Genomic DNA, 20,145 nt, shown 5'->3' with positions numbered 1-20,145 from the left:
TTGGACGCCGCGTGCCGTTGCGGTGAGGAAGGTGTCGCCTTGGTCGATCGCTTCCAGCAATCCTTGCGGACTGATGATGACCTTCGTGTCGTCGCCCGTCGCAAATTCAACGTACGAGGAGGGAAGCAATACACCCGACTCATCGGCAAAGTTGCCGGTCACCACGATCTGATGTCGTTCGCCCGGCGTGATGAAAAGGTCGCGGCGATTGAAGTCGAGTGACAGCAGCGGCGAGTTGCTGACGTCGACGGTGATCGTCTCGGTTCCCGTGGCGCTGTAGCCGTCGTTGGCGGTGAGGCTGATCGTGGCCGGGCCGCTGAATCCGAGCGACGGCACGAAAGTAATCGCTGTGCCGCCCGCTGCGACCGTGGCCGTACCGCCGACGACGCTGGTGATCTCGAACTGGAGCGGATCTCCGTCGGGGTCGTTGGCGATGCCGGCGAGTGGAATCGTGACTTCCAGGTCGGTGTGCGTCTTGGCCGACCCTGACGACAACTGCGGTGGCAGGTTGGTCTGGAACAGGAAGTTGCTTCCCAAGATCTGCACGTCGGTCTGGTTGATCACTCCGTCGCGATTCGGATCGGCCAGCGGGTTGTAGCCAGCTTGGCCGCTGGCGATTCCAAGGAGTGCGGCTTGCGCGTGACCGTCGATTCCGTCGACCACACCGTCTTCGTTAACGTCGCCCGCGATGAAAAGACGGACTTCGAAGTCGCCAGCGGTCGTGTCGTTGGTGCCGCGCATCGACAACAATTTCAAGCCAGCCGTGTCGATGGCAAACAACGCATACGAGGAATCGGCCGACACTTGCGATGCGACAGATGTGAAGCCGTCGATCATCGGCACGTCGGGAGTCAATCCGCCGCCGGTTGCCCTGATCTCAACTCCCAACAACACGGTTTGGGACGCGGTTGACACCAATTCGGAATCGCGGATCGTGAAGGCGTATCGCTCCGTTTGACCGGCTACATGTGTTCCGACTGTCGACGCACCCACATATCGATAGGCCGAACCGAGATCGCCGCTGATCGGCTGCGTCGCTACTGGGGAACCGTACGAAATCGATTCACCACCTGTTTGGCTCGACGCAAGCAATGTTAGTCGATTTGAATCGGTCGATTCGTAGCCGTAGCGAGCGCTCTCGAAGGTCGCGCTGTTGACGGCTGAAACCAGATTGCCGAGCGCGTCGTAGGTATAAACGACTTGTCCGTCCGTCGAGGTGATCGAGGCGATCCGTCCCGCAGCGCCGCGTACGATATCGATTCGGTCGCCGCCGGGGGCGATCACCGCCGAGTCGCTGAGAATGAATGTCGTACCGGCAGGATCGGTCTGCGATACCGCATGGCCTGCCGAGTTGATGCCGTAGGCCGCCCCATCCGGAGCGGTCAAGGTGAAGGCCTCGTCTTGGTAGCGATCGCCCGAAGGATGATACGGCCGAGAGGTCTTCAAGTCATAGAATCGATTCCCCGCGCGAGTCAGCACCGCGTCGGCCGACGCAAGCGTGAAGTCGACTCCGGTATCGGCGATCCAGTTCGGCCTGAAATAGGTCACGCCGGCCTGTTTGAATTCGGTCGGAACAAACGTGAACCCAGCCCGCTGACCAGTTGGCAACGTCATGTAAAGTCGCGTGCCGGCGTTGTACGGTGCGAAGACGCCGAGGTTTTCTCGCCCGGTAACCGGGGCATTGGTCTCGATCTGCATTTCTCGACTGGCCCAGCGCCAACCGAAACCAAACCCGCTCGGATGATTGGACCCGAACGAATCGTAATGGCGAATGAACTCAAACGTTTCGCTGCCGAGCACGACCGACAGATCAATCTGGCTACGAGTGAACTGCGCGGATTTGACCGCGCTGTTGATCTCGATGTTCGTCGACACCTTTGATTCGCGGCCTGCGATGTCCCGTGCGGTCAGACGCAGCAAGTAAAAACCGTTCGACAAGTTGCCGGGATCGATCGACGTCAAGCTGGCATTGGCAACGTTTGCGTCGGCCGTCGCCAGTTCGATCCATTGCCCGGAAGCTTGGGGTCGAATCTCCAACCGCCAGAAATCAAGGTTGCTGTCCTGCACGGTGCCGATCAGGTCGGTCGGCGTCTTGATCGACAGTCCGTCGGTCGGTGTGTCAAAGCCAACGACGGGGGCAAGGGTGTCACTGGCGTCGCGCACCTTCAAGAAGAGTTCCGAGGTACTCGTCAGGCCGTCCGCATCGACGGCCGTCGCGACCACGGGAAACTTCCCTGGCTGCGTCGGCACGAAGGTAGCCCGACCCAGTGCATCCAGGGGCAGCGTTTGTCCGTTCACTTGGATGGTCAACGTGACGATCTCGGCGAGACTCGAAGCCACCGGATGCAGCAAGACCTTCTTGCCGGGCTCAACCGGGAAACTGGGCGTCAACTCAATGCGCACCGTGGGTCCAGCCGGTGTCAGACTCGCGCGGAGGAGCGCCGATCGGTCGTCCGAATCGCTGCCGTCACTGACGCGATAGGCGACGACGTAGTCACCTTGCTGGCCAGGACCAGGCGTCCAAGTGATCTCCCCACTCGCCGAATCGATTGTCGCCCCTGGTGGCAGGCCGACCGCCGAGTAGACAAGGGTGCTGTTCAGATCCGGATCGCTGCCATCGATGGTGAATCGCAGCGTATCGCCAATCGCCACTTCATGAGCACTGACGTTGATCTCCGGCGCACGGTTCACGTTATCGATCGTCAACAGCACATCAAAGGCGTCCGCAGCGCCGGTCGAATCGGTGACTGTCACCGGAACCACATAGTCGCCTGCCTGCTCAAATCCTGGCGTCCAGGTAAATCGTCCACTGGTACGACCGAGCGTGGCGCCCGTCGGCAAGGCGCTGGAGGTATAGACCAAGGCGTCGCCGTCAATGTCCGATCCGGCAATCACGAACTCCATCAACGCGTCTTCGCGGCCTGAGAGTAGTGGCATCGGTGCGATCACCGGTGGCTGATTGTTGTTGCCAACGGTCAGCGTGATCGCTTCGGTGACGCTGGAATGACCGTCGCTGACCGTCAGCTCCACACCCGGATAGACGCCACTCTGGAAAATGTTGGGCGTCCATTGAAACTGGCCGGTCACCGAGTCAACGGATGCGCCGAGCGGCAGGAACTTGCCACTGTAAAACAGGTCGTCACCGTCGGTGTCGGTCGCGTTCAACTGAAACACCAATTCATCGGTCTCGGTTACCGATTTCGGGCCGATCGCCGACAGAACGGGACTGGCATTGGCCGTGCGTACCGTGATCACGATTTGCTCTTGGTCACTCAAGATATCAGCCGCGTTGCCGTTACCGCTATCGGTAACGCTCAACGTCACGTCGTGTGTCCCGACGTCGGCCACGGTCGGCGTCCATGACAATTTTGCGACGCCGTACGTTGGCGTCGGTGACAAAGTCGCGCCGGTGGGAAGCCCGGCTCCCGCAAACGTCAGCGCGTCTTCGTCCAAGTCACTGACGCTGAGCAAAATCTCAAACGGTTCACCCACGACGGCGACGCGATTGCCTATCGGTGAAATCACCGGCGGTTCGTTGGGCGAGTTCACCGTGACGATGAACGTAAACTCATCAAAGCGAATGTCGGCGGCTCCGCCGAGATCACCGTTGTCGCGCGCCGTCACGGTGATCGGGTAATCGCCGCGATCGCCAAATCCGGGCGCGAAAGTGAAACTAGCGGTGCCGTTGCCGTTGTCGACCAAGTTGGCGAAGGAGGGAATCGGGAATCCGGGGCGTCCGATCGCCGTGAAAGTGATCGGATTGCCGTCAGGATCGGTTGCCTGGATGTCGACCAGCAGGTTCGCGCCACGATCGAGCGTCACGTTGTCGATCGGAGTGATCTCTGGCGGATGATTGACGTTCAAAACGGTGATGGGGACCGACGTGGTTACGGATGCTGGAACACCCGTTCCATTGCCGTCATCGGTAGCGGTGAACTCGGGCGCGTACTGGCCCGCAGCGTCAGCGCCGGGAATCCACTCAAAGATGCCAAGTTCGGAATCGTAGGTCGCCCCGGCGGGCAAATTCGCGAACGAGTACGTGACGCTGGGAAGATCTCCATCGAGCGGCGTCAGCTGCCCATCGGCCAAGCGTTCCTGCGGATAAAAGCCGGGGTTGTCGGGGTCAAACGCAAAGGTACGGAAGCGAAGCAATTGACCTTCCTGGACTAGCCAGCGGTCTGATGAATTGAACTGTGGCGGCGCGTTTTCGTTGAGGACCGTGATCGTGATCGTGCGTAACGTCTCGTCGGTTCCATCACTGACAAAGAAAGGGATCTCAAAATCGCCTGCTTGGAAATACGCGGGCGTCCAGGTGAACAGACCGGTCGCCGGATCGAGCGTTGAGCCTCCTGGCAAAAGAGGACTGCGATAGGTAAGTGAGTCGCCATCGGAGTCGGCCCCCTTCAGCCGGATGCGAATCGTTTCCCCCTCACGTACCGAAATGGATTCGGGTCCGGCCAGCGTCGGTGCCTGATTGGCCGGCGCCACGCGGATCGTGGTCGACGTTTCATCTCGTAGCAGCCCATCGGTCGCGATGAAGCGGACTTCGCTATAAGTCCCTGCCGCATCGAACGACGGTGTCCAGCGCAGCACGTTGACTCGGCTGTCAAAAACGGCTCCCGGCGGCAGATTTTCGACCCACATCGAAACGTTGTCGCGGTCAGCATCGGTCACCGCGATCGAAACCTCCAGCAACTCGCCTTCGGTCGCCAGTATCTCTTGCGGAAGCGGTCGTACTTCCGGCGGATGATTGCCACCCTCGAGCTCGACCGTGTAGGGTTGGATCGCGAAGCCACCCCGTGGATCGTAGGCATAGATCACGACCGATGCGTCGGCGCGGTTTGAACCGGTCGGTAGCCAACTGACCAGGCCTGTACCTGGATCGATCGTCATCCCGGAGGGTCCGTCGTACAACAGATAGCTGACGCTGCTGCCATCCGGATCGTCGGCGACTGCCTGGTAGGTATAGAGCGAGCCGACGGTCGCCGTCAGAATTGGCTCGGAGGTGAAGACTGGCGCCAGATTGTCGGTGGGAAGTGTAAAGACGCCGTGATCGACAACGACCTGTTGGTCATCCGGGTTCAGAATCGTCACGGTTCGCGCGGTCGTCGATTCATTCGACTTCAGCACGCCATCGGTCAGGCTGTTGCTCAAATCGACCAGCCAAATCTGTTCTTCGCTCTGCCGTGTCGCCTCAAGCGGGGTGCCGTCGAAGCCGTGGCCTGGATCCAGGACCAACATCAGCGGCAATGCAAGATCGTTCGCCGACGTGTTGGTGATGGTAACGTCGTACGAAACGGTTCCGTCGGTGCGATGCGACCGAGCATTGCTGAACTCGATGTCAACGAAGTCGGAGAAATCAGAGATCGCCAAGAACTGCATGCTGAAGGGGGCGGCCAACAGCGTACCCAATTCGCTTTTGATCGCGGCATCGACGGTGAAGGTGTAGGTATCGGGTGAGAACGCATCAAACGTCAACGCCGTCGTTTGTGTCAGCGGATCGTAGTTGACCAACTGGGGCGCAACGCTGTTTCCGTTGCCGTCCACGAGCGCATAATGAGACGAATTCAAAACCGAATCGATTTCGGTTGCCACCCCGACATACATCGGCTGATCGAAGGTGACAAAGATATCTCGACGAGGCAGCGCGACGATGCCGTCGGCCGGCGGGCTGGTCTGCGAAACTCTCGGCGCAATCGAGGGTGAGAACACATCGATTTGGTTGGACTGGCTGATCAACAAGCGTCCGTCGTCGGTCGTTTGAACGATGTCGCCACGCGTGCCGCCGTTGGCAACCGCGACCCGTTGCAGCGTGACGAGGTCGACCATCGTCAACTCGCTGCCATCATCGATTCGTTCGCCACGATTGTGCGTCACGAACAGCAGATCGCTCAGCTGAGTTCCCGGGACACCAAAAGTGATGCTGTCGATCGGGGTAGCAAAGTCAAGCATCGCTTCGGCTTTCCCACGAGCATCGAAGCGGACGACTGCATCGCGACTCGGCCAGGCGACACCCCACAACTCTCCACCCGGGCGAATCGCTAGGTTTCCGACACGAAATTTGCTCAGCAGCGTGAACTTTTCGGTGCTAGGGTCAAACAGCTCCACCCCGCGCCCCGACGAGACATAGATTTTTCCGCTGACCGAGTCAATCGCCAGCGACTGTGTGATCCCAGTGCCATACTGTCCAAGAATCGCACCGTTGTTTGGATCGATCTGTAACAGCGGGCCACCACCGGTCGCCGCCCAGAGTGTCCCGTCGCTGGAGAGTTCGATATCGAACAGCGGATGCGAGAGTTCCGCGATCGGCGAGTCGGCAATGCCCCCTTCGCGCGAAAATAGGAACAGTTGATTACGTCCCGGGCCACCGGTCGCATAAACGCTGCCGTCATCCGCCAAGGCAATCCCCATCGGGCCGATGGCCGCATGACTTTCTTGAAAATCCGTTGCAAACGAAGTCGCATAAAACGGACTCAGCACTGTATCGAATTCGGTGGGTCGAATCGTCGAGGACTCTGAAGGGATCTCCAACTGCGCGGCAACGAACAGCGGATTGGTCGACGGTGCCGCACTCGGCTCGGGGGCCGGCGCAAGCAAGTTGCTCGTCGAGCTGGAATCGCTACTGAAGTCACCCAGGTTCACGCCACTGCCGTCATCTGGCGCGGTGGTTCCCAGCGGTGCCAGTTCGCGGTTGCCGGCGTTGTCCGTTGCCAGTGCCAGGAATTCGTACGTGCTGCCGGCGATACCAGAATAGATCGCCGAGCTTTCGGTTGTTTGTTGATTCCAGATTTTGAAATCGCCACCATTTTGGGCGACGTAAACGGTCACGTGCTTGACGCCCGAACCGGTCGAGTCGTCGGTGGCGTTCCATGAGACCAGGAAGTCGCTGCCGGTGGCGCCTAACGGAACCTTGGACAATGTCGTGCTCGGGGCGACTGCATCGACGGTGTGCTTCACTGCCACGGTGTCGAGCGGCGGCATGTTGTTCAGCAGCGCCCGCGCCGTCATGTCGATGTTTGTTCCGGTGCTTGCGTCGGACTTTGCTTTCACGCTATAGCCGACCGAACCGGCCCCCGCGCCCAACGCGTTATTGGGAGGCAACAGTCCGAGTTCGGCATCCTGGACAAGCTCGCCGGTGTTGGGATCGATCGCCTGCATCGACCAGGAGGCGATTCCGGTGGCAACATCGATCCCCGCGCTGACGTGCAGGATGAATCCCTTGGTTTCGATAAAGTCAAAGTCACCATCGAACGTGCTCCGGCCGTTTGGAATGTGGACCTGGATATCACCCAAGCGAATGTCGCCGAGTCGGAAGGACCGAACATCCAGATCGCTGTCGAGTTGCGTGGCAACCTTTACTTCTGCGGTGGTCGCTTCGGATGACGAAGGGTTTTGAAATTCGATCGCGTAGGGAAGACTGGAATCGATCGGAATGAACTGCTTGGTTCCGAATCCAAACGGACCCGCCACGCGAGCGGCCGGCGATGTCACTCCCTCGCCGGCGAACAATCGTGAAGAATCCGGTACCGGAACGTCAACGCTGCCCGGGACGTCAACACGACACGTTGCAAAGGGGACGTAGATGTTGAACGACTCAAAGTGAGTTGGCTGGCCAAGCCCCAGATCAAAGTCGTCTCGCGTGGCATTGCCGGCGCTGATTTGGTCGGCATCGTGTCCGTACCACTGCCGCACTTGGGAGAAGAAGTCGACAAGGCTTCCGCCGGTGATGATCTCCCCTCCGGCCGGTCCGGCAAGGACGCCTGTCGTCAACGTCGCAAGCAGGCTGATGACCTGGGGCGTTTCGCGGATGGCGGGCGCATCATCTTGGCCACGCAGGACCCGCGCTTCCTCCAATGCCCCGAGATAGCTGGCGACCCAACTGTTTGCGTCGGACGCCAGGTTGCGAAGTGGAATCGACGCGGCCGAATCCAACAGAATCGCGGTCCGCAGTCGCAGCGCATGATCGGTCTGCTGGGCGACGAATTCATCGCGTGTGATGGCAGTTGCAGCCGCGGTGATCTGGAAGGTGAAGGCAATGTTATCGCACATGTCCGGGTCGAGAACACTTCCCTCTTTCTGGTAGATCTCGAATAGGCCAGGGGAGATGTCGTCAAGACCTTCGGGGCCGTTGTCCAAGTATCCCGCGTATTTGGGATAGTCCCTGTCGATCCGCTCCCGTAGCGCCGCGAAGTTACGATCCTCCAACTCACTCAACCCGGGATACGTGTGCGCGTTGAACGTCAGACCGGCGAACCGCTGGGTCGGAAGATCCAACGCGTACCCGGGCGCTAGATTCATACCGTTTGAGTTGACAGCTGAATCAAGGCTGGCCCAGGGAACCGAATCGAGCTGGTCCGCAGTGGGTTCACCGCGCAGATTCGACGCGAAGGTGACATATTGGAAGTTGAAGACTTCCGGGTTCGCGCCCAATTCCGGTATGCCGAACTCGAAGTGCACGTACGGCGCGTCGACGTTCGTGATGTTGCGAACCGAGACGCCATAGGTTCCGACATCACCGGGGGCCAAGACACGAGGTCCGCCCATGCCGATGCTGACATCCGGCTCGATCGCCCGTTGCACAAGGTAACGATAGGGCAACACCGCTTCGGCGCCGTCCGGATTGATCACCTTGACGTCGTACAGTCCATGTGGTGCGTCACGCAGATCAAACGTGGCAATGATTTTGGTGCTGTCGATGACCTGGTAGTTGACCGCTTCGAACTCGCCGAACTGGGGACGCACCAATTTCGGGATCGCGGTGGAGCCGATCTTCGCGCCCAGAATCGTCGTGGTCACCCAGCGGCTGTCACCTCCGACATCGGGAATCACATCGGTGATCTGGAACGGCAACAACTCCGCCAGAATCGTGACCGGTGTATCGTCATTGGGTTCGGTGTGGCCGCGGACCAGCACAAAGTATTCGCCCGGTTGGGTGGACCCGATGATCGCACTTTGATTGGGACCGATTTGGCCCTCGTAAGCGGCGTCGTATCGAATGCCGTTGGGCACATCGCCGTGCCTGAGGAAGACTTCATTCGCGGCTCCCGAGGCGTCGGATTGAATCGACACACGCAGGCTTTCGCCAGGCCCCACGCTGACCTGGTACAGTCTCGACTGTCCGGTGCTGAGTGTCGTTTCCAATTCGACGCCGAGCTGCAGTGCGTCGACGGTCATACTGATCGCGTCGGCAGATGCCGTGCGATTGTTCGCTTCGTTCTGTGCCTCGAAGATGTCGTCGAGCACGTCGGTGCGGACGATCACGCGATAATCGCCCGGCTTGACCGGAGGCAGCGTGGTGTCAAGCGTCGCGGTGTAGGTTGCGCCGGCAGCAAGTCCCGCTGCCTGCTGGTCGACGTCGACTCGCCCAATCAGCTTGTCGCCGATATCCCAAATGGCATCGTCCGAGAGATAGGCCGCATCGACCCATCGCCCCTGCGCGACGACACTTGGATCTGCATTGACAACCGTCCATTCCAAGTGCACCGGTTCACCCGATTGACCTGACGCGGGCACGGTAATCGTCTGAACCTGCAGGTCCGTCGGTGGGGGCGTTTCGATGATCAGCGGCGGTGAAACGGTCGTCGAGTTGTTGTTCTCGTTCAGATACTCGAACACCTTGCCGCGAGGACTCGAAGAATCGCGAACGGGGTCTGTGACCACGAACACGTAGTACGGTCCATCCAGATTCTTCGGCAATTTGACCGATTGCGTGATGGTGTAGCTTTCGCCGACCGCAGAGATCGAGACAGCGGTCTCCCGCATGCCGAGGTACCGGTCCGCATTGAGATCGAGAAACGGATCGCGAGACAGATAGAAGAGATCATCCCAGCTCACTTGCTCTAGCGGGATGGGGCCAGTGCCGACATTGGAAACGGTGTAGGTCAGTTCAAAGAATTGTCCCTGCTTGGCACGCTCGGGAATCGTCAGGGAGGTGACTTGCAAATCGGGTGGATCAGCCAATCCGACGGTCATTGGCATCGCGATCAGGTTGTTGCCTTCGTCTCCGAATTCCTGTACTCGCGCCATCGTCCCGAACAATGCATCGCAGGTTACGATTGAGTTGCCACTCGCGCCCCAACAATCCGCCGGTTGTGAAAACTCGCGTTCAATGCCCAACAAGAAGCCGTCGGGTATCGGGAACCGATTGACAATGTTGGAGTCGCTGAGCACCAAGACATAGAAGTCACCGAACACGCCCTGGGGAAGCTCGACGTCCGTTGTCAACGTGTAGGACTGGCCGATCCCCAACGGCGTTTTCTCATCACGGGTGGCCTCGCCTAGCAGCACATCGGTGCTATCGAGCGAAGGGTCTTTGGAGAGATAAACGCGATCCCACCATGCCATCTCCGCTTTGCTTGAATCCGCCCGATTTGCATAAGTTGTAGCATTACCGAGATTCGTCACGGTCCAGCTGAGCGAAATGCTCTGCCCCGACAGCGGAGTCGGCGGTGGAAGAATCAGATCCGTCACCACCAAGTCGGGTTCTGCGTAATGCACTACGAGGGAACTGGAGCCAAGATTATTCAATTCGTTGGGTCGGAGTTGTCCGCCCTCGTAGACGGCTCCCTTTTGGAGATAGAATTGCACGTTGCCGTCGTTGTGTCCGGCTGACGGAACCGTTGGCTCAAACGGACCACCATCGGGAATCGGCGACGGGTCGGTCCAGACATGAACGAAGTACTCGCGATCGGCGCCGCGCGGCAGCACGATCTCAGCTGTTGTCGAATAGGACTCGCCAGCGCCAAGCGTCGTGTCGTTGTTGTGAAGGACTTTTTTCAACAGTGTCGCACGCGAAAGTTCGAACTGCGAAGACGTTGACAGGTATATGTAGTCGTTCCAAAATCGGGTGCCCGACCAGACATCCGCTCCAAAATTCTCAACCGTCCAGGTAACATCGACCGCCTGTCCCGAATCGCTATCGGTTGGCAATGCCACCGACGTCACGCGAAGATCCGCGGCGGCGAGCGGGTTGATGTCGGTGTCGACGGAGTTCGCGTTATTGTCCTCAAACGGCCCCTCCCAGGCCTTGTCATTCACATCCGTGACCACGATCACATACTGGCCAGCCGCTTCGGGTGATAACACAAAGGTTCTTTCCGCCGAGTAGCTGCTGCCGTCGTCCAAGGCCCCACTGCGTTCGACCGAGCCAAGATCCCAGGACTTCGCGTCGGGATCATCCAGAGCGGCGTGGCTTGAGAGGTAGATTCGATCCGTCCAGGAATCGCTCTTGGTGGGTTTGGCCCCCTGGTTCTCCACGGTCCATGAAACAGTGATCGAATCGCCGCCGGTGGCCTGGGTGGGGGCGACCACATTGGTCACGACCAAGTCGGGCGGAGGCGACAACAAAACCGAGATCGGCCGCGCCTTGTAATTGTTGTTGTCCAGCTCGTTGGGATCGTCGGGATTGATATTGATGTCGAACGTGTCTTCGGTGACCACGTCATAGGCATCGGACCAGACCGTGACAAACCACTCGCCGGGAATCGGAATAGGAGGATCATCAGCGCGACATTGCCCTAGGGTTCCACCTTCGGGAATCGTCACCGTCACGATCTCGTCGTACGACTCGTTGATCGCCAACGAACCGGAATGTTGGAAACGACCCAACGCCATATCGCCGGAACAAACGTTGGGACGATCTTTGTCCCTCGTCAGCCAAACGGTATCGGTCCAACCGTCGACATCGGTTTCCCCGACGCCAAGGTTCGTGACGGTGTAGCGGACCTCAATCTGACTGCCGTCATAGACCTGGGCAGGCGAGACGATGTTGGACGTCACCAGATCAGATGGCGGCAACGCATCGACGCTCAGCAATTGAGCCTTGACGTTGTTGGTTTCCTGTGGAAACTCCTGGATTGTGTTGCCTGTGTCGGTCTCGATCAGCACGTAAACGTCGCCACGGAACCGACGCGGCACCAAAATACTATCGACCTGCGTTTGGTACTGCTCTCCAGGTCCGAGCGAGGCCTGGTTGGGCACGGTGGCCACGACGACATCATCAGGACTGACGAGATTGTCGAGGGAAAGATAGACGCGGTCCTGCCACCCGCCCTTCGTCGAGACCGTTCCCTGGTTGATGATCGTGAACGCAAATTGTGCGGTCCCACCGGCAGAGACCGTCGACGGTGCGACGATTGCTTGGACTTGAAGATCCGCACGCGCGGGCAAGGTCAGCAGGATTGTCTGAGAAAGTTGATTGTTGGCCGTCGCACCCTGTTCATACAGCGAGCCCGTCACGTTCGTTTGCACCGACAACTCGTACAGCCCCTGCAGATCGTTAGGTAACTTGACCTGCTCGGCTCGCAGATAGGTCTTGCCGGACTGAATCGGCAGCGAGTAGGTGTAGCTTCCCAGGGTGATTGGGATCGCATTGGGATCCCCCGCTTTGCGTAGGCTGACTCGATCGATCCAGGGAGCCACCGCGTCGCCAGCACCGTCATTTCGCACCGTCCAGGTCACGGCAATCGTTCCCCCGGAATTGAATTCCGGCGGTGCGCCGATCGATGCCATTCGCAGATCAGCTGACGGAGAAAGCGAGACGTTGATCGCGCCGGAGATCGTGCGATTGTTGCCTTTGTACAAGAACTCATAGGGATCGTCCGGCGCGGAATGGACGATCACATACACGTCGCCGCTCAGTCCATCGGGCAGGATCACATCGGCCGATCGCGTGTAACTGTTCCCGACCGCCAAGCTGCCCACGTGATCGAACTCGCCGAAGATCGAGTCAAACGTGCCACTGGGAATCAGATCGGTGCCGGCGGCATCCCGCGCCAAGTAGATCAGATCTTCCCACTGGCTCGTGTTGGTCGTCGCAATTCCAACGTTCTTCACGGTCCAGGTCACTGTCAATGGCTGACCGCTTGCCGCGCCAGCAGCGGACACGCTATCGACGACGAGATCGGAAAACTCCGTTGGGCTGATGTCGAGAGTCTGACTTGCTTCGGCCGTGTTGTTGCTTTCGTTGGAGTTCTCAAAGACGACCATTTCCGCATCGGTCGTGACGAAAACGTGGAATCGATTTTGCAGTCCCGTCGGCAGATCGATCAACACTTGTCGTGAGTAGCTACTTCCAAGATCAAGGCTCGCGTCACGAACGAATTCACCCACAACGACGTCATCGCTGTTGCCAGCAATCGCGTCGGTCGACAATACGATCCGGTCAGTCCAGCGACTCGATGCTCCAACGCCGGTCCCATCATTTCGCACCGTCCACCCAATTTCAGCTTGTGCTGGATCGCCGATGACAAGAGTCGGCGCTGTGACCGAGGTCACGACCAGATCGGCGTAGGGCGCCAATGAAATCGCGACCGGCTGCGCCACGATGTTGTTGTTTTCAAAACCGGCCTCGGCAATCGCATTTCCGGCGTCGGCGACGACCAGAAAATACCAGGCACCCGATAGAGCCAGCGGTATCTCCGCGGTCACGCCGTGCGTGACGTTTCCGCCGGCGGCGAGCGATGTCGCGCGCGTCACGCTGCCCAGTTGCAGGTCAGAGGCGTCAAGCGTCGTGTCTTGGGACAGGTAGAGTTCATCATCGAAGGCTGCCAACGTGGCTCCCGACCCTTCGTTTCGTGTGCTCCACTGGATGAGCGTTGAGTCACCCGACTGCATGGCGGCCGGTGCATTGGTCAACAAAGGAACCAAGTCGGCATGGACGACATTGATTGGCGAACCGGCCGACTTGATGTTGTTGGACTCGCCGCCGCGTTCAAAGACCTCGTTGTTCCCATCCGTCACGACCAATAGCTGGTAGGTACCATCGGCGATGATCGGCATCATAATCGTTGTCATGACGTCGATCGTCTGGTTGATTCCCAGAGTTTCACTGCGCGGAATCGTCGCCAACAGCGTGGCATTTCCCAGCGTTCCATCCGTTGACAGGTAGACATGATCCGACCACGGCGATGCGAGGCCGACCGTGCCCTGATTCCTGACAGTCCATTGCACTTCCAGCGTCTGTCCGGGCTGAACATCGGTCTTGTCAGCAATGACCTGTGTGACCACGAGGTCGGGCACCGGTGCAAGCGACACCGTCAGTGTGGTTGTCGACGCGGTAACGTTGTTCGCCTCGTCCGACTCGCTGACGATACCGCCACCATCTGTATCGATCAGCAGGTAGAACTCGCCGGCCAGTTCGGCGGGCAGCGTGAACGATGGTTGTGTGGTGTACGTTGCTCCGCTGGCCAGATCGGTCGATCGGGTAGCGCTCCCCAAGAAATGATCGGTGGCATCCAAACTTTGGTCGCTCGACAGATAGACATTGTCGACCCAGTTGGCCACTGCGACGCCCTGGCCTACGTTCGCCACACGCCAGGAAACCGTAACGTTTTCTCCACTGAAGGCGCTCGCATTTGGCGTGACCAGTTCGACGATCAAGTCAGGTCGATCGAGTATCAGATTCGTCGCGCGCAGCACCGAGACGTTGTTGACAACGTCGTCCAGTTCGGGAACCGAATCTCCGGAGTCAACGCGGACGTAGAAATGGGCTGGTCCAGAAAGCCCATTGGGAAGCGTGACCCATTCCTGTTTGGCATAGGACTGGCCCGCCGGCAATCCGGTGTTGTGTGGAACTGAGGCAACCACCACGTCATCGCCATTACCCAGCACGTCATCGACGCTCAATACGATCTGGTCGATCCAAGCAATCGTCGCCGGCAAATCGATCGGCGCGAAATTCGCGACCGTCCAATCTACCGCGATCTGAGGTGGGTCGAGCAACACCACCGATGTTGGCACGGTGATCTCAGTCACCGACAACTCGAAGGTGTCGGTTCCCAAATTCAGACCGTCGATTGAAAGCAGATTGAGTCCGTTGTACAGCGGATCCGTGCTAACCGTGGGACTGAAAGCCACCTGGAAGGGAACATCGCCGTCATCGAGCAAGTCATCCAAACCGGTCGCCGTAACGGTGAAGGGTTGATTCCATGTCGAAGGAGAGAACGTGTAGGAACTGGAGTCAAGCGTCGCCTCGAGCGACTTTGTGGAAACGAATGAGATTTCAACGGGTGCCACCGGTTCACTTGACAGAGCAAGGGTGAACGTTGCCTGGCCGCCGGCTTCGGCGGTGATCAATTGCGCCGGTGAAACAATCGTCACGCCGGCCGAATCGTCGTCCAGATTAGTGAGATCAAAGGACTTCGCCGGCAGTACCGAGTACTTGGAATCGGTCGTGGTCTTGACCGACACCGTCACGGTGTAGAGCACGTCGCCGTCGTCAAGGTTGTCGTTCTGTCCTGTGAATTCGACGGTCTGTGGCAGATTCCAGTTGTCGACCGTGAACGTCACCTTGCCGACGTTGGGTGAGCCTTCGCTGGGGGTGCCTGAGACGATCTGCAGTTCGACGCTTGCCGATGGCTCGGTGTCGAGCACGATCGTGAACTCGCTACTTCCACCCGCTTCCGTCGTTTGCAGTGACGTTGGCGCGCCGAGAGTGAATCCGGCAACGTCGTTGTCGATGTTGACCACCAGCACATCGGACGGATTCAGCCCATGGAACAGGGGATCGGTGCTGACGGCCGCAGACGTCACGACCGAATAGGCAACGTTGCCATCTTCCACAAAGTCGTCTTGGCCGGTGATCGTGACGCTCTGAGGTTGATCCCAGTTGGCGGATGTGAAAATCAACTCGGTCTTGTCGATCGTTCCCTCATTCAGGTTGTCTGAAACGAGCGCGATCGTGACCGGGGCCGAAGGTTGATCTTCCAGGACGACGGTGAAGGCTGCCGTTCCGCCGCCCTCGGTCGTTTGCAATCCAACCGCTGGCTCGACGCGAATGCCGGCTACTACGCTGGACAAGGTGTAGGTTGTCGCGGTACGGCTTGGCACGAGTGCCCGATTCGCATCGATCACTAAGCCGGTGATGGCGGAAAAATCCCCCGCCAGACTGTCGTAGACAAGGACATCAAAGAAGTCGTCGCGCAGCGGCAGGAAAGTACCGGCAATGGCGACAGCAAGGGTGCCGTCCAAAGTAGCCTCTCCAGCGACTGCCAATACGTCATACTGGGAAAAGGCTTGGCTCCCTGCGATGTCCACCTCGATCGTGGCGTCAGTTCCCTGGGTCAAGTCACCCACGATGCTCAGCAGAGCGGGTCCATTGATGCCGGGACTGATCACCCCCGCCGTATTGACCACGTTCGCTTCAACAAAGCCCGCACCGGACAGCACGCCCGATCCGACAAAGAAGTCGCCACTCGGATCGACGGTCCCAGCACTCCCATTGAGACCGGTGGAGGTTGTGCCGGTCGTCTGGTTGTAAACGCCTTGAATGGTCAGCGTGCTCCCGCCACCCACATACACCTCACCCGCGTTGGCAAACGAGCTTGGCGTTGTGAGGTTTGCACCATCGCTGATTCGCAGGGCTGCACCGGCTTGGTTGGTTGCAATCGAGGCGAGTGCATTGGTCATGCTGTCACTTCGAATCATCGCATCCGATCCGATCAGTTCGATCGCCGCCGCGTTGGTAACGATGTCCGCTCCGACAAAACGAAGTTCACCGCGAACGATGTAGCTGCCGCCGGTCAGCGTCTGGTTGGCGAAGTTTGCAAAGTCTCTCGTTAGGTTGAGTAATCCCTCGTCAACCTGCAACGTCCCGCTGGGGGCAACCACAATCGGAGTCATGATCGTCGTCGTATCGGCGGTGGTCTTTCGCCACGTCCCCTCATTGTTGATCGTCCCAAAGTTGCCGCTGACGTACCAAGGCTGGATGGTTCCGCCGCGAGATTCGACCACGCCGCCCGCAAGGTTGTTCAATGTGCCAGCTTGAGTCGAATTGGACGGATTCTGCGTGATCAAATTGGCCGTTGGTTCGACGACGATCGTTCCGAAGTTATCGAGCTGCCCGCTAAGAAACTGATAATAGGGGCCGCCGATCGTGATCGCTGCCTGATTGATCAACTGGCCGCTGGTCGAAACGTAGCCACCCGACCATGTCATGTCGCCAAGATTCGTGAACACACCCGCGACGTTGCCCTCAGACAGTTCGAAATTGTCGTAGTTGTTCCATGTGCCCGTCAGCGCGCCGCCGCTGACGTTCGCCTCGCCCGTCATGCGGAGCTCAACGTTGTTCCCGTCGATGGTCCCGGAGGAGAACTGCACCGTACCAGTGCCGTTATAAACCCCGCTGAAAACCCCGCTTTGTACATACTGCGAATACTGAATCGTCGCGTCGGGATCCGAGAGAAACGTCCCGCCCGTATTGTCGACGCCGGCACTCAAGGTCAACGTGCCCTCTTGCGCATCGATCGTCCCCGCCTTCATATTGAAGGGTGTGCGGATCGTCGTTCCATCGGCAGTGGTCTTTCGCCACGTCCCCTCATTGTTGATCGTCCCAAAGTTGCCGCTGACGTACCAAGGCTGGATGGTTCCGCCGCGAGATTCGACCACGCCGCCCGCAAGGTTGTTCAATGTGCCAGCTTGAGTCGAATTGGACGGATTCTGCGTGTAGATGTTGGAAGAGGATCCGAACGAAATAATGCCCGAATTGCTGAGCATGCCGAACAGGTACAGCGTCGCAAAACCCCCGATATCCAGGTTGCCCAGGTTATTCCAGGACGCGTCGACATCGAGGGTGCCGTCACTCCAGTAAGAGTCCCCAAACGTCGTCCAGGCACCGCCGATCGTTCCACTTTCGAAGTCGAGGCCGTTTGCCGCGACCGCACTTTCACTGACATGAAAGTCCGAGGAATTCAAATACAGCCGTTCTTCGCTGTACAGGGAGGCGATGTTGACTGTGCCGTAGAGAACCTGAATGAGGCCGTCGCCCGGCACGTTCGGGATCAACACGTTGGCTCCGAACCCCGGGACTTGATCCCCAGTCCAGTTCAATGGATCGGTCCAGTTGACTTCGTCGCCCCCTCCATCCCAAACGAAGTCGGCCGTGTCGTCGTCTTGGTTGGTCAGGTAGACGTGACGCGGGGTGACGTTTTGAAAGAGAGGGTCATCTGTATCGAGCAGACCCACCGCGATCGAATACTCGGTGTCGCCGTCGTCGACCGGGTCGTCCTGGCCTGTGATCGTCACGCTCCGCGGCAGATTCCAGTTCGCCTGTGTGAAGACGAGTGATTCGGCGGACACAGTCCCTTCGCGAACGTTGCTCGACCGAACGAACAGCGTGACGTCAGCAGTCGGTTGACGGTTCAATGCGACCGTCCACTCGGTCTGCCCACCCGCCTCGGTCGTGAACTCACTCGACGGAGCACCGAGTTCAAAATCGACTCCTTCGTCATCACGATTGGTGAGCGTCACGTCGGCGACGGGGCGAGCGTCGAAGTCGGGGTCGGCACTCGCCGTGGACGAACTGATGATCGTGTAGATGACGTCGCCATCGTCCTCCGGGTCGTTCAAGCCGGTTACCGTGATGTACTGTGGCACATTCCAATCAGCGGCGGTGAAGGTCAACATCGAAGACGACACGGCACCTTCGGTGTCGTCGCTGGTGGAAAAACCAACCGTCACGGGCGCGGTCGGGAGGTCTTCTAATTGAACCTTAAATCTCGCGGCTCCTCCTTCCTCGGTGGTGATCAAACCGTCGACCGGTTCGACGCGAACGCTTGGCATCTTGCTGAGGAAGGAGAGCGATGTCGAACTGACCTCGGATGTGAAATAGCGAGCGAATCCATAGTCAAAGTCGAATTCAGCATCGAAACCAGCTAGGCTGGAGTAAGTGATCGCCTCGAAAACGGCGCCGGGCTTTGGACGTTCCTCTGGATCGACTTCGATTCGGCCGCCCAGGTTGGCAGTCCCTGTAACAACCAATTTTCCGTCATCGACACTGGGAACAGGGTCATCGAGAAAAATCGAAACAGTGCCGCTTGTCGTAAAGTCGCCCTGAACCGTCAGCTCGCCCTCGAAGATATACAGATAGCCGCTGCTCACCAGATCGCCGAGGATCGTTCCGTTTCCATACAGTTCCCCAGCCTCAATCTGAACGGCGCCGCCAGTAGCCAGCGTACCTCCCGACTCAATTCCCGTGGTGCCGTTGTAGAAGAAGTCGCTTTGGCGATAGTCACCCGTGGTCACCAGCGAGCTGCCATCACCAATGTATATGTAGCCACGATTGATAAACGGATCGGGCAGCGACAGCGTTTTGCCCGCGTAGAGAGAAAGCCCTCCCTCGTTCGATTGCAGCGTGGCAAGCGAGCTCTCTCCGATAAGGTTGACGACGGAGCTTCCGGCTCCGTAGAAATCGATTGAGGCTTGATTGGTCTCGATTCCATCGTTGGGAAACGCCAGTTCGCCAGCCAAGGAATAGTAACCATCCGATAGCACATGATTGCTGAAGTTGGTTAGCTGCTGAGTGATCTCCAATCGCTCCGACTGCACGTCAAACGAGCCAAAATTGCTGACGGGTCCACCCGCCATTGTCAAGCTGCGATGAACTTCTAGGTTCGCGTAGTTCTCGACTGTTCCAATGATCGTTCGCGTACCGATCTCGCCACTTCCGTCACCGATGATTGAGGAAATGAATCCGTTGTTGGCGAGAACGCCGCCACTCACCTTCAGGACGGTGCTGCCCATGTCATCGTCATCGCTAGAGCCTTCGCTCAACTCCATGGCCCCGTCGTTTGTTAGGCCGCTCTGGAAATCGACAGTCAGGGTTGCCTCCGAGGCGGCGTAGCTGGGACTGCTGCTGCTAGGCAGCAATCGGAGCAGACCGTTGTAAGTGTTGAGAAACGTTCCCGTCAGCGCAACGGTCGATTGCGCGCTCGGACCATCCACGATGTGGTGGATCGCTTCGAAGACACCGTTGTTCTCGATATTGCCCGCAATCGTGCTTGATCCATCGACGAGCAGGGTGGAGTTGATACCGATCATCAGCGTCGACGCGGAGAAGTCGACCCCCTCCATGCGCAGTTGCGTCGGATTACCTATGCTGCCGAGCGTCAGCGACTGGACCGTCGCTGAGGACGTCAGACGCACCGGTGTTCCATCGGTCTGGTTGATCGTGACCTCGTCGGTCGCGCCGGGTGGTTGGTTCAAATCCCAGTTCAATGGATCGGACCACGAAGTCCCATCTCCGCCACCGTCCCAAACCAATTGAGCCAGCATCCGGCGGTCTTCCAGCCGCTCCATGGTCAAGCGATCTCGGCGAGGACGCCGTCTTCTGGCCGATGATTTCTTGCCGGTTCGATCTGTCTTTTTCAC

At 58.6% G+C, this 20,145-nt stretch carries 1 protein-coding gene (only partly in view); it reads right to left on the bottom strand.

Going from position 1 to position 20,145, the window contains the following annotated elements; all coding sequences use genetic code 11:
* Window positions 1-20,145, bottom strand: partial view of a CARDB domain-containing protein gene (locus Poly41_RS31995; RefSeq protein ID WP_146531447.1) — the 5' portion only. The gene continues 8,769 nt to the left of window position 1, outside the view; the window shows 20,145 of its 28,914 coding nt (coding positions 1-20,145); the start codon lies at window positions 20,143-20,145; its stop codon lies off the left edge, out of view.

The organism is Novipirellula artificiosorum (genome assembly GCF_007860135.1).
Taxonomy (GTDB): Bacteria; Planctomycetota; Planctomycetia; order Pirellulales; family Pirellulaceae; genus Novipirellula_A; species Novipirellula_A artificiosorum.
This window is presented reverse-complemented; position numbering and strand designations above follow the sequence as displayed.